General features: G+C 69.9%; 14 protein-coding genes and 1 pseudogene. 6 read left to right on the forward strand and 9 right to left on the reverse strand.

Going from position 1 to position 12423, the window contains the following annotated elements; translation table 11 throughout:
• On the reverse strand, nt 1-908 hold a 908-nt coding region (locus FNH05_RS19470; protein ID WP_246127834.1), incomplete at its 3' end, for a nitrate- and nitrite sensing domain-containing protein.
• 847 nt (nt 909-1755) lie between these two features.
• Here FNH05_RS19470 and FNH05_RS19475 point away from each other — a divergent pair.
• The 5 genes and pseudogenes from FNH05_RS19475 (at nt 1756) to FNH05_RS19490 (ending at nt 6120) form a co-directional block, all read left to right on the forward strand.
• Nucleotides 1756-2169, forward strand: a complete 414-nt coding sequence (locus FNH05_RS19475; RefSeq protein WP_246127835.1) for a DUF485 domain-containing protein — start codon at nt 1756-1758, stop codon at nt 2167-2169.
• 5 nt (nt 2170-2174) lie between these two features.
• Complete coding sequence (locus FNH05_RS19480; RefSeq protein WP_144590132.1) at nt 2175-3770, forward strand: solute symporter family protein; 1596 nt, start codon at nt 2175-2177, stop codon at nt 3768-3770.
• A gap of 12 nt (nt 3771-3782) precedes the next feature.
• Entirely contained in the window at nt 3783-4913 is a 1131-nt protein-coding gene (locus FNH05_RS19485) for a type III PLP-dependent enzyme (protein WP_144590133.1), read from the forward strand.
• Nucleotides 4813-5244 (forward strand): annotated as a pseudogene (gene speD / locus FNH05_RS39765) (adenosylmethionine decarboxylase); the annotation flags it as partial. The gene FNH05_RS19485 and the pseudogene speD, both read left to right, overlap by 101 nt.
• Nucleotides 5245-5295: 51 nt before the next feature.
• A complete protein-coding gene (locus FNH05_RS19490) occupies nt 5296-6120 on the forward strand; it encodes a spermidine synthase (protein ID WP_246127837.1) in 825 nt (274 codons plus the stop codon).
• Here the strand turns inward: FNH05_RS19490 and FNH05_RS19495 are convergent.
• The 8 genes from FNH05_RS19495 to FNH05_RS19525 form a co-directional block, all read right to left on the reverse strand.
• Complete coding sequence (locus tag FNH05_RS19495; protein ID WP_144590135.1) at nt 6086-6445, reverse strand: DUF3817 domain-containing protein; 360 nt, start codon at nt 6443-6445, stop codon at nt 6086-6088. The two genes, FNH05_RS19490 and FNH05_RS19495, sit on opposite strands and share 35 nt — an antisense overlap.
• A gap of 125 nt (nt 6446-6570) precedes the next feature.
• Nucleotides 6571-6972, reverse strand: a complete 402-nt coding sequence (locus tag FNH05_RS19500; protein ID WP_144590136.1) for a hypothetical protein — start codon at nt 6970-6972, stop codon at nt 6571-6573.
• Between the two features lie 25 nt (nt 6973-6997).
• Nucleotides 6998-8002, reverse strand: coding sequence for a lysozyme family protein (locus tag FNH05_RS19505; protein WP_246127836.1), 1005 nt, complete (start codon nt 8000-8002; stop codon nt 6998-7000).
• Between the two features lie 84 nt (nt 8003-8086).
• Complete coding sequence (locus tag FNH05_RS19510; RefSeq protein WP_144590137.1) at nt 8087-8569, reverse strand: helix-turn-helix transcriptional regulator; 483 nt, start codon at nt 8567-8569, stop codon at nt 8087-8089.
• A gap of 317 nt (nt 8570-8886) precedes the next feature.
• A complete protein-coding gene (locus FNH05_RS38150) occupies nt 8887-9054 on the reverse strand; it encodes a hypothetical protein (RefSeq protein ID WP_186382629.1) in 168 nt (55 codons plus the stop codon).
• A 203-nt stretch (nt 9055-9257) separates the two neighbouring features.
• The gene (locus FNH05_RS19515) at nt 9258-10397 is read right to left on the reverse strand and encodes a CaiB/BaiF CoA transferase family protein (RefSeq protein ID WP_144590138.1); all 1140 of its coding nucleotides are present in this window, start codon (nt 10395-10397) and stop codon (nt 9258-9260) included.
• 2 nt (nt 10398-10399) lie between these two features.
• Nucleotides 10400-11251 carry an acyl-CoA thioesterase gene (locus FNH05_RS19520; RefSeq protein WP_186382630.1) on the reverse strand — a complete coding sequence of 284 codons (852 nt, stop codon included), beginning with the start codon at nt 11249-11251 and terminating at the stop codon, nt 10400-10402.
• A gap of 9 nt (nt 11252-11260) precedes the next feature.
• Nucleotides 11261-12025 (reverse strand): crotonase/enoyl-CoA hydratase family protein, encoded by a 765-nt coding sequence (locus FNH05_RS19525; protein ID WP_144590140.1) that lies wholly within the window; start codon nt 12023-12025, stop codon nt 11261-11263.
• Nucleotides 12026-12239: 214 nt separating this feature from the next.
• Here FNH05_RS19525 and FNH05_RS19530 point away from each other — a divergent pair.
• Nucleotides 12240-12423: hypothetical protein (locus FNH05_RS19530; RefSeq protein ID WP_222426657.1), on the forward strand; the 184-nt coding region annotated here is incomplete at its 3' end.

The following is a 12423-nucleotide window of genomic DNA, read 5'->3' on the forward strand; positions in this document are numbered from 1 at the left end:
GCCCACGCCTCGGCCTGGATCGCGCTGAACGCGTTCCCGCTGGCACCCTGCGCGGCGAGCACGGTGCCCACCATGCGGCCGCGGTTGTCGAAGTCCGGACCGGTGACGGCCCGGTCGAAGTCCTGTTGCTGTGCGCCGGTGCCGGAGGCGCGGAAGGCCTCCAGCCGGTCGGCGAGCCGCACCTCGGCGGTGCGGAGCTGGTTGAGCAGGGTCGGGGTGAGGGAACCGCGCGAGATGCCGTAGGCCATCAGCACCTGCGAGGTGGACACCTCCTCCTTGGCGACTTGGAGGGCGTGCAGTGCGTTGGCGCTGCCGCTGACCGCGTCGTCGTTCATGCCCGCGACCAGCGAGGTGTCCAGGGTGAGCAGTGCGCTGGTCATCGCCGAGTAGGCGTCCAGCGCCTGGATCGAGTCGACCTGGCCCGCCGCGATGTGCTGCCGCACCTCGCCGAGGCGGGCGAGCGCGTTGTTGCTCGCGCTGCCCGGCGCGGCGACGCTGTTGTCCAGCTGGGTCACGCGGTCGGTGTCGGTGTTGATCGGGGCGATCGCCTTGTCGACCGCGGCACGGGCGGCGTCGAGCTCGGGCGTGCTGCCGACCGTGCCCTGGATGAGCAGCCGGGCGGTCTCGGTCCGCTCCCGCTGCAGCGCGTCGACCAGCGCCCGCACGTCCGCGCTGAGCGTGACGAGCCGGCCGATGCGTTCGTAGTTGTTGGACCGTGCGACCTGGTTGCCGATGGTGATCCCACCGAGCACCAGCGCGATCATGATCGGGACCAGCGTCACCGCGGCGAGCTTGACCGAAATGCTCCAGTCGCGCCACCGCGCGATACTGCCCCATTTCGACGGTGGCCGCGGTTGCTGACCGAGAAGCTGTCCCACAGGCACTTGGCCCTGTCCTGCATCGGTCACGAAAGTGACTCCCTGTCCGGCGTCGTGAGTGCGCGTCCGTGGCTTGCGCGCGCCGACCACCCGCGGGCGGCCGGGCACTGCCCGGCGGTGCTCCGCATCGACCGCATGATTCTCCTCATCACGGGTGGAACGACTGCGATGTCCTGCTGTAAGTGCTCGGTCCCGGCCGACAGCACTGTCCACGATCTGGGCGACCCTGACGTCCGTGCATCATGCGGTGTGCAGCATGGCTGGGACAAGACCGGTTACCTTCGATCACAGTGCGTCAACGTGGCCAAGGAAGCGTACACCAATCGAGCGGATCTCGATCCAGCCAAAGAAAGCGCCTCCGACCTGCGGAAATACCGATGGCCGGGACGAGTTGGCGCGACGGTGCGGTGATCACGCCCGGGAAAGCGCCATGCCGGTTACCGCCGGACCGGGACCCGCCCGGCTCGCCTTCACCCACATAGCCCAGACCTGGGCGGGGCCGCCCGTCAAACACGTACGGACCGTACCCCCCGATTGGTGGCCACGGGAGAATAACGCCCGATCTCGTGTCTTTTCCGGGGCACCCCGCACTAATGGTCGCTTCCCCACGGAATATCCGGCGCGGCCAGCGCTTTTCCATCATAGGGAGCGATCGGCCGCGGCACTGCCGGAGTAACGGAAAGTCCAGACCACCTCCGTTGTCAATTACGGAGCGTAACCTGTCCGCCAAATGGCGGAGATATTTTGGGCCGTTTCGGGGATAACGACCGTTGAAGTCTTCCGGTTCGCTCACAGAGCGAACGGGCTGCTGAGAGCGTCATCCACCTGCGTGGTTAGCATGTGCGCCCCCAGGTTCGCTCAGTTCGCGGAGGTAGCCTTGCCGTACGTCGCCCAGACAACCGCGACGGGGAACGCCCGAGAAAGCGGTGGAAAACCGGCCCTGTTCGAAGCCGGGGACAGTGACACCACCGCCCTCCGGAAGCCCCGTGGTCACGATTACGTCGCGATCCAGCGGAGCGAGGAGTTCACCCGGCTGCGGTCACGGTTCCGCCGCTTCGTCTTCCCTATGAGCGCGCTGTTCTTCGCCTGGTACCTGGTGTTCGTGCTCCTCGCGGCCTACGCGCACGACTTCATGAGCATCAAGGTGTACGGCGAGATCAACGTGGGCATGGTGATGGGGCTGCTCCAGTTCGTCTCCACCGTCGCGATCTGCGCCGCCTACCTGCGCTGGGCCAAGAAGCACATCGATCCGCAGGTGGCCCACGTGCGCGAGCAGGCGGGAGTCCGCTGAAAACCATGGCGACCGTCCTCGCGGCCGGCTCTTCGGCCAGTTCCAGCCCCCTGCTCAACCTGGGCGTCTTCGCGGTCTTCGTCGCGATCACGCTGTACGTGGTGTACCGCGCCAGCACCGGCGGATCGTCCCGGTCCGACTACTACGCCGCGGGCAGCGCCTTCTCCGGGCGCCAGAACGGAATCGCCCTGTCCGGCGACTTCCTTTCCGCCGCGTCGTTCCTCGGCATCGCCGGTGCCATCGCCGTCAACGGCTACGACGGCTTCCTGTACTCGGTCGGCTTCCTCGTGGCGTGGCTGGTCGACCTGCTGCTGATCGCGGAACTGCTCCGCAACACCGGCCGGTTCACCATGGGCGACGTGGTCGCCTACCGGATGCGGCAGCGGCCCGTCCGGGCGGCCGCGGCCACCTCCACGCTGGTCATCTCGCTGTTCTACATGCTCGCCCAGATGGCGGGTGCCGGCGCGCTGATCGCGCTGCTGCTCAATGTGCAGAGCCGGCTCGGGCAGGCCATCGTGATCGTGGTGGTCGGCCTGATCATGGTGCTCTACGTGCTGGTCGGCGGGATGAAGGGCACCACCTGGGTGCAGATCATCAAGGCGATCATGCTGCTGCTGACCGTGGTGCTGATGACGGTGTTCCTGTTCGGCAAGTTCGGCTTCAGCCTGTCCGGCCTGCTGTCGCAGGCCGCCTACCACAGCCCGTTCGGCGAACACGTGCTCCAGCCCGGGGTGCAGTACGGCAAGAGCGGGATCACCAAGCTCGACTTCGTCTCGCTGGCACTGGCCTGCATCCTCGGCATCTCCAGCCTTCCGCACGTGCTGATGCGCTTCTACACGGTGCCGAACTCCTACGAGGCCCGGCGCTCGGTGGCCTGGGCCCTGGCCTGCGTGACCGTCTTCTACCTGTGCACCCTGGTCATCGGGTTCGGCGCGACCGCGCTGGTCGGCAGCGACGAGATCAAGGCAGCGCCCGGTCACGAGAACTCGGCGGCGCCGCTGCTGGCCCTGCACATCGGCGGAACGGTGCTGCTGGGCATCGTGTCCGCCGTCGCCTTCGCCACCATCCTGGCCGTGGTCGCCGGGCTCACCATCACCGCGTCGGCCTCCTTCGCCCACGACGTGTACGCCAACATCTTCAAGCGCGGTAACGCCGAACCCGAGGACGAGGTGCGGGTCGCCCGGCGCACGGCGTTGATCATCGGTGTGCTCGCCATCCTGGGCGGCATCTTCGCGAACGGGCAGAACGTGGCCTTCCTGGTCGCACTGGCCCTGGCGGTGGCCGCCTCGGCGAACCTGTCGACGCTGCTCTACTCGCTGTTCTGGAAGCGGTTCAACACCAACGGCACGCTGTGGGCCATGTACGGCGGGCTGATCGCCTCGGTGGTGCTGGTGATCTTCTCGCCGGTGGTGTCCGGCGCGCCCGACTCGATCGTCAAGGGCGTCGACTTCCACTGGTTCCCGCTGACCAACCCCGGCCTGGTGTCGATCCCGTTCTCGTTCCTGTGCGGGTTCGTCGGCACGTTCCTGGGCAAGAGCGAGGAGGACCCGGCCAAGCAGGCCGAGATGGAGGTCCGTGCGATGACCGGGATCGGTGGCTGACACGCTGGTGCCGTGACGCACCACCGGATCCATCGGTTCCTCACCGAACACGCACCCCCCACCCCCTGCCTGGTCGTCGATCCCGCGGTGGTGACCGCCCGGGTGCGGGAGTTCGCCGCCGAACTCCCGCACCACGGGCTGTACTACGCGGTCAAGGCGAACCCGCAGCCGGCCGTGCTGCGCGCCGTGCTGGCCGCCGGGGGCCTTTTCGACGTGGCCAGCCCGGCGGAGATCACCGCCTGCCTCGAAGCCGGGGCCGCGCCGGAAAGCCTGTCCTACGGCAACCCGATCAAAAAGCCCGCGGACATCGCTTTCGCGTTCGAGCGGGGGGTGCGCATCTTCACCACCGACTCCGAAGCCGATCTGGAACACCTCGCGCGGTGCGCCCCGGGCTCCTCGGTCTCGGTGCGGCTTCGCGTGGACGGGCCTGCCTCGGCCACCCCGTTCGGCGCGAAGTTCGGCTGTTCCCCCGGCCAGGCCGTCGACCTGCTCCGCCGTGCCGCCGCACAGGGCCTCGACCCGGCCGGGCTGGCCTTCCACGTCGGCTCCCAGCAGACCGAGCCCGCGGCCTGGGACACCGCGATCGCCACCTCCGCCAAGGTGTTCACCGAACTGGCCGGGCACGGGATCCGGCTCCGCAGGCTGAACGTGGGCGGCGGCTTCGGCATCGGATACCGCACACCGGCCCCGCCCCTGTCCGCCTACGCCGCCACCATCCGGGCCGGCCTGGAGGCCCATTTCCCCGGCGGGGCACCGGAAATCGTGCTCGAGCCGGGGCGGGCGGTGGTGGCGGAAGCGGGCCTGATCAGGACCGAGGTGGTGCTGGTGGCCCAGCGCGGCGGGCACCGCTGGGTCTACCTCGACATCGGCCGGTACAACGGTCTCGCCGAAACGGAGAACGAGGCCATCCCCTACCGGTTCGAGCCGGTCGGCGGGCCCGGCGGCCCCGTGGGCCCGGTCGTACTGGCCGGCCCGACCTGCGACGGCGACGACGTGTTGTACCAGCGGACCCCCTACGAACTGCCGTTGGCCCTGCGTCCCGGTGACCAACTCGACATCCTCGATACCGGCGCTTACACCACCAGTTACTCTTCGGTGTCCTTCAACGGAATCGAACCTCTCCGGACCTACTGCCTTGACTGAAATCGGTACTTTCTCCGGCCGCCACGTGCTGGCCGAATTCGACGGCATCGACGCGCGCCTGCTCGACGACGCCGCCTTCCTGCAGGAAACCCTGCGTTCCGTGGTGACCGAAGCCGGCGCCACCGTGTGCCAGGTGGTGACACATCGGTTCGAGCCGCACGGGGTGACCGCCCTGGCGCTGCTGGCCGAGTCCCATGCGTCGCTGCACACCTACCCCGAGCTCGGCACCGCCTTCGCCGACGTGTTCACCTGTGGTGAGCGCGCCGATCCCGAGCTGGCGGTGCGCCTGCTCGCGGAGGCCCTCAAGGCCGGCGGGGTCCGCAGCAGCACCACCACCCGCGGCCGTGGGAGCCGCCCGGTCAGCGAACCGGTCGGGACCGGGCTGACCCGTTCCTGGGATGTCTCGGAGGTGATCATCGAGACGCGCACCGACTTCCAGAACCTGCTCATCGGCCGGACCGCGCAAGGAGTTTCGCTGTTCTGCGACGGCGAACGGCAGAGCACCGAGGCCACCCAGCTCACCTATCACGAGGCGCTGATGGTCCCCGCGATGCTGCTGGCCGACCGGATCCGGCGCGTGCTGATCATCGGCTCGAGCGAGGGCGTGGCCAGCCAGCTGGCCGTGGCCGCGGGCGCGGAGGTGGTCGACCACGTCGACATCGACCGCGTCACCGTGCGGGCCTGTGCGGAAAACCTTCCCTACGGCTACACGCCGGAGGAACTGGCGGCGGCCGAACGGGGCGAGGGCCCGGTGCGCGTGCACTACCGGGACGGCTGGGAGTTCCTCGCGCAGGCCGAACCCGGTTACGACGTCGTGGTGATCGACCTTCCGGACGAGAACGACGACCCCGAAGCCCAGCACAACCGCCTGTACGGCACGGAATTCCTGCAGCGGTGTGCCGCTCTGCTGGCCCCGGGCGGCGTGGTTTCCTGCCAGGCGGGCTGCCCGACGATGTGGCGCAACGACACGCTCATCACCGCGTGGCGGCGCTTCAAGGAGGCCTTCGGCACCGTCCTGTACTACGGGTCGGACGAGCACGAATGGGCGTTCCTGTCGGCGCGGGCCGACGACGCGAAGCCGGACCTCGCGGTGAAGCTCGCCGCCCTGCCCTACCGCCCGGAAACCATCGACGCCGACGCGCTGCGCGGAAACACCGTGCCGCCGCGGCTGGTCAGAGCTTCCGGCCTGCCTGGACGTGGTGCGTGACCTTGCGCTCCGCCACGAACGACAGGAACGGGATCGTCCCGGCGAGCAGTACCAGCACGGTGCCCTTGATCGACCAGCGTGCCTTGAGCGCGAGGTCGACCGCCAGCACCAGATACACCATGTAGAAGAGTCCGTGCGTGAGGCCGGCCCACCGCATCATCCCCGGTGAGTCGGCGGCGTACTTCAGGATGAACGCGGCGGTCAGGCACAGCAGGGCGACACCGGTGACGTAGGCCAGGACCCGGTAGCGCAGCAGCGGCCCCCGAAAGCGCAGCGACGATGCGGCGACCTTCGTGGAACCGTCGCGTTCTTCCGTGCTCACCATGTGTGCTGCCTTTCCAAGAAGTTGTTTCGAAGCGGCGGAGCCGCTTGTGGTGGGCTGTCAGCTTGCACCGCCGCGGGTTCTGAGGTGGTTCCTCGCGAGGAAAGCTCCGACGTGGTGAATGACATCTAGCTTTCCTGTTGGGCTCGCGCGTTCAGCTCGGCGAGATAGCGGTTGTAGGCGGCCAGTTCGTCGTCCTCTTCCTCGGGGACGGCGGGGACGGGCCGCACCGGCCGGGGCGCGGGGACAGTGGCGACCGGTTCGGCACTGCTGCCCGGGTTCTCCCCGGCGTCTTTCGCGGCGTCCTCGGCCGCGGCCTCGCGGCGCAGCCGCCGGATCCGCCACGCCAGGAACAGCGGGAACAGGCCGAACAGCGGCCACTGCAGGACGTAACCGAGGTTCTGGAAGGTGCCGCTGGCCGACTCGAAGCGGTCCCACTGCCACCAGGCGAGCCCGACCGACCCGAGAAGGCTGATCAGGCACAGCACACCGATCAACAGGCGGCGTGGCGTGAGGAACCCGGCTGGCACGCCTTCGACGCTAGCACTCCCGTGTTCAGGACATCCGGACCACCTGGGCCGCCTTGGCGTAGGAATCGGCGAGCCCGAACACCTTCTGTGCGTAGTCCACGGAGTTGTTGTAGGACAGGATCCCCTGCCACCAGCCCGGTGGACTGGCCATATCGCGTCCCCCGGCACACAGGTACTTCGCCGCCGCGAGCGCCGCGGCGTCGATCTGCTGCGGGTCGTAGCCGCCGCCCCAGCGAGCCCAGGTGCTGGGGATGAACTGCATGGGGCCGACCGCCCGGTCGTAATAAGGGTCACCGTCGAAGCGGCCGTGATCGGTGTCACCGATCGCCCTGACCCCGGGCGTGCCGTCGAGCGGGACGCCGATGATGGGTTTGGAGGGGTAGCCGTTGGCCTGCAGCACCGCCCCGCCGTACTGCCCGTGGTTGGATTCGATGCGGCCGATACCGGCCAGGGTGGCCCAGGAGATCCGGCACGAGGGCTGGCTGGCCCGCAACACCAGTTCGGCGTTGCCGTAGCCGATCAGGGCGCGGGCCGGGATGCCGGTGACGTCGGACACCTTGTCGGCCCACAGCGACAGGAGGTCCTTGCCCTGCCGCTTCCCTTGCTGCTGCTGTTGCGGCTGGGGCTGCTGCCCGGTGGCGATCTGGGCCCCGTTGACGGTCGCGTCGACGGGGGCGGTCGAACCGGGGGCCACGTCGGCGGCCTTGACCTGCAGTGCCGGGATCTCGGTGGTGGTTGGGCTCGCCTGGGGGCTGCCCGCCCGGCCGGTGGCCCAGATCCCGCCGCCCGCCACGGTCAGCACCGCGAGCACGATGCCGACCCTGCCGAGTACCGCCAGTCCGGCCCTCGCACGGGCCGGGCGGCCGCCGTCCGGCGGAGCCGCCGGGGTTTCCGCCTCCGGTTCCACCCCGGGTTCCGGTTCCGGTTCCGGCTCTGCCTCTGGTTCTGGTTCCGGTTCGGGCCCGGCCGCCGCCTCCACCGCGGCCGGGAGCATGTCGGCAACCTCCTGCTCGGCCTGCTCACTGCCCAAGATTCAGCCCCTCCGGCGACGCGCCCCTGTTGCGGAACCAACGACCGCACGCCGGCGTACGTTACGCGAATCGCCGCAACGGGCTCAGCCGGCGCGCTGCTGCCGGGCGAGGCGGGCCACGCACCAGGCCGGGGCGCTGCCGCGCCGCAGGTGCTGCAAGACGGTCATCGGGCCGAGCCTGCGGCCCAGATCGGCCGGGGTGAGCCCGGCGGCACGGTAGTCCAGGGCACGCTGGTCCAGTGGGCTGATCCCGGCGTCCCACCACTGCTCGGCTTCGCTGACGTCACCGACCATCTGCCACCACCCGGCCGCGGCGACCAGCAGGTCGAGCGGCACCTCGGGCAGCCTCCTGCGCATCGCGTCGAGGTAGTCGGGATCGGCGGATTCGACCGGGGACCACCGGCGGGCTCCGGTCCGGGCGCGCTGGCCGGGAATACCCGGCGCCTGCTGCGGCAGCTCGGCGAGCCAGACGGACGCGATCCGGTCGATCTCCTTCTCCTCGGCCGTCTGCTCCCGTTCGGCTGCCCACTGCCGAATCACCGCATCGACTCCGGGATCTCCGGTCATCCCTGCCTCCTTGTGCCCCAACTGACAAGTGTTGACTGCGAACCGCGATGATCGAGTGATCGAGCGTGCCCCGGCCGGATCGGCTGGCCAGAACCACCCGGTCACGCAATGTGAGCACGGTAGAGCCAGGCAGAGCCGCTGCGCCAGACCTTCCGGGCCCCGAATTCCGCGACCAGGGGTTTAGACCTCGCGATCCACCCGGATGGTCGAATCAAGTCCGCCGAGATGTGGGAAAAGTTACTTTTCGTAGCGACTTTTCCCGGGCATGCCGAAGCCCGGCGCCGCTTCGGGGCGACGCCGGGCCGGCCGGTCTTGGGTCAGGAGAAGAGGGTGCGGACGAAGGTCACGATCGCCTCCGCGCCGTCACGAAGCCAGCCGAGGGCGTTGTGCACGACCCCGGCCGACTGGGTGGGTCTGGTGATCAGGAAGAACAGCACGAGCGCGACGACGGCGACGATGAGGATCTTCTTGGTTTTCGCCGACATACGCTCCGTCCGATCGTTGAGCGGGCCGTCATCCGGCACGCACCCGATATGCGTCATCCTGCCTGGCACGAGCGGCTTTCGACAGGGTTTCACCCGTCTGGCTGTGGTCCCTCACTTTCCGTCGCCGCATCGGGCCCAGTGCACCCTAGATGATCTCCTCCCGATCTGTCTCGCGGACACGCGCGGCAACGAAGCCCGCCGGTTCAGACGATCACGCCCGAGGCCCGCAGGGCCTCGATACCGGCCGCGTCGTAGCCGAGTTCGGCGAGCACCGCTTCGGTGTCGGCACCCTTTTCGTGCGGCGCGTGCGGCACCTGCGGCGGCGTGCGGTCGAACCGCGGCGCCGGCGCGGGCTGGACCACCCCGCCGATCTCGACGAAGGTCCCGCGGGCGGCGTTGTGCGGGTGCCCGGCGGCCTCCCACGGGCTCAGCACCGGGGTCAGGCACGCGTCCGTGCCCTCGGCCATGGCAACGAGTTCGTCCCGCGTGTGCTTGGCGATCGCCCCCGCCAGGATCTCCCGCAGGCGAGGCCATTCGTCGGCGTTGATGTGCAGAGGCAGGTCCTCGCCGTCCAGGCCCAGCCCGGCCAGGAACGCGGCGTAGAACTGCGGCTCGAGCGCGCCGACGGCGATCCAGCGGCCGCCCGCGCAGGTGTAGGTGTCGTAGTAGGGCGCGCCGCCGTCCAGCAGGTTCACGCCCCGGCGGTCGTTCCAGCTCCCGGCGCCGCGGAACGCCCACATCATCTGCAGCAGCACGCTCGCGCCGTCCACCATCGCCGCGTCCACCACCTGGCCCCGGCCGGACCGCTGCCGCTCCCACAGCGCCGCGAGCACCCCGGCCACCAGCAGCATCGACCCGCCGCCGAAGTCGCCGACCAGGTTCAGCGGCGGCACCGGCCGCTCCCCGGACCGCCCGATCGCGTGCAGCGCGCCGGTGAGGGAGATGTAGTTGATGTCGTGCCCGGCCCGGTCGGCGAGCGGACCTTCCTGGCCCCAGCCGGTCATCCGGCCGTAGACCAGGCCCGGATTGCGGTCGAGGCATTCCCGGGGTCCCACGCCGAGCCGTTCGGCGACCCCGGGCCGGTAGCCCTCCAGCAGCACGTCGGCCTTCGCCACCAGGCGCAGGACGAGGTCACGGCCCTCGCCGGACTTGAGATCCGCGGCGACCGAACGGCGGTTGCGCAGCAGGTGGTCGGCGTGGTCACCGGTCGGGTCGAACCCCTTGCCCGGCCGTTCCACCCGGACGACTTCGGCACCCAGATCGGCGAGCACCATCGCCGCGTGGGGACCGGGACCGATCCCCGCCAGCTCGACCACTCGCAACCCCGTCAACGGACCCGGCATGTTCAGGACTCCCGCTTCGCATGGATGAGACCCTCCTGGGCGACGGTGGCGATGATCGTCCCGTCCCGGTGGAAGATCCGGCCTTCGGCCAGGCCCCGCAGGGTACCCACGGCCGGGCTGTTCTTCGTGAAGTACAGCCAGTCGTCGAGCCTGACCTCGTTGTGGAACCACAGCACGTGGTCGAGCGAGGTCATGTGGTCGACGTCGGTGCGGCCGGTGGGCCGCAGCAGCGCCGAAACGAAGGTCAGGTCGCTGAAGTAGGTCAGCACCGCGGCCGGGCTCACCCGGCCTTCGGTGTCTTCCCCCAGTGGCCGGAACCACAGGTCTTCGAGCAGCCGCCGGTGCGCCCGGGTTTCGGTGGTCGCGGGCCGCACGTCGAACACGTCCCCGGGCTGGAGCGGCCATCCCGCGGGGAAGCGCCACAGGAACGGCTCGCAGTCCTCGGGGGCCGGGGCCTCCGGCGCGCTCACCTGGTGGTCGGTGCCGGACCGGTCGGTGGTGAACGACGCTTCCAGGCACAGGATCGGCTCGCCGTGCTGGATCGCGGTCACCCTTCGGCGCCGGAAGGTGCGGCCCTCCTGCAGCCGGTCCACCCGGAACACCACCTTGACCCCGGTGTCGCCCGGGCGCAGGAAGTAGGCGTGCAGGGAGTGCGGGCGGCATTCCGGCGCCGTGGTGCGCTCGGCGGCAACCAGGGCCTGGGCGCACACCTCGCCACCGAAGAGCCGGAACCCCGGCTCACCGGCGCGGCGGCTGCGGTAGATGTCGAGCTCGACGGGTTCGAGATCGAGCACGTCGAGCAGGGGCAGCAGGCCCGGCGCCTCGGACGGCGCCGCATCGACAGAAGAGGACATCGGCATCCTTTACTCGCCGCGCCACACCGGCGCGCGTTTTTCGGCGAACGCCCGGGCACCTTCGCGGGCGTCGGCCGAGGTGAACACCGGGCCGGCCACCTCCTGCTGCCGGGCGAACGCCTCACCCGCGGGCCACTCGGCCGAGCGGGTGATGACCTCCTTGGTCGCCTGGATCGCCAGCGGGGCGTTCGCGGTGATCCGCCCGGCGAGTTCGAGTGCGCCTTCCAGTGCCTCACCCGGCTGCGTGAGCCGGTTGACCAGGCCGTAGCGGTGCGCGTCGGTGGCGGAGAAGAAGTCGCCGGTCAGGGCGTATTCCATGGCCAGTTGCTGCGGGATCCGGCGCGGCAGCCGGAGCAGGCCGCCCGCCGCGGCCACCAGGCCCCGCTTGACCTCGGGGATGCCGAACCGGGCGTCGGAGGCGGCCACCACGAGATCGCAGGCCAGCACCAGTTCGCAGCCCCCGGCCAGCGCGTATCCCTCCACCGCCGCGATCATCGGTTTCGCCGGGGGCCTCTCGGTCATCCCAGCGAGACCGCGGCCCGGCAGCGAGCACTGCTCGCCCCGCAGGAACGCCTTGAGGTCCATCCCCGCGGAGAACGTGCCGCCCGCGCCGGTGAGGATGCCCAGCGACAGGTCCTTGCGCTCGTCGAGCAGGTCCAGCGCCGCGGCCACGCCGCGGGTCACGGACGCGTCGATGGCGTTGCGCGCGGCGGGCCGGTTGATCGTGATCACCAGGATCCGGTCGCGCTCGGTGACCAGAACGTCGTCCGCCATCGCAGTAGCTCCTTTGCCCGGGAAAGCCCTTAGCATCACTAATCTATCCGGGGCCGTCGGTCAATGGCTTCGTGATCTCTTCGGCGGTGAAGGGGGCCCTTCACGGGGGCAACGTCGCCACCGTGTGGGGGCTTTCGGCGGAGAAAACGGGGACTTCGGTCTCTGCGAGGTCATGGCTGGACACCGGGAGGGTGGGAGCCGAGGTGATGAAGCCATGACAGAGCAGAAGGATCCGGCTCCCCGCGACGAACCGGCGAGACGCCGCCGGATCATCGGGGCCGCGGCGGCGGCCGCGGTGATCGTCGCGGGCGCCGTCGCGGCCGTGACGCTGTGGCCTCGCGGGGGCGGCCAGAACGCCACCGGGCCCGCCACCACGGTGCCGGTGCCGACCGTGGTGC

Origin of the sequence: Amycolatopsis rhizosphaerae (assembly GCF_007713715.1) — a bacterium.
In the GTDB taxonomy this organism is placed as follows: domain Bacteria; phylum Actinomycetota; class Actinomycetes; order Mycobacteriales; family Pseudonocardiaceae; genus Amycolatopsis_E; species Amycolatopsis_E rhizosphaerae.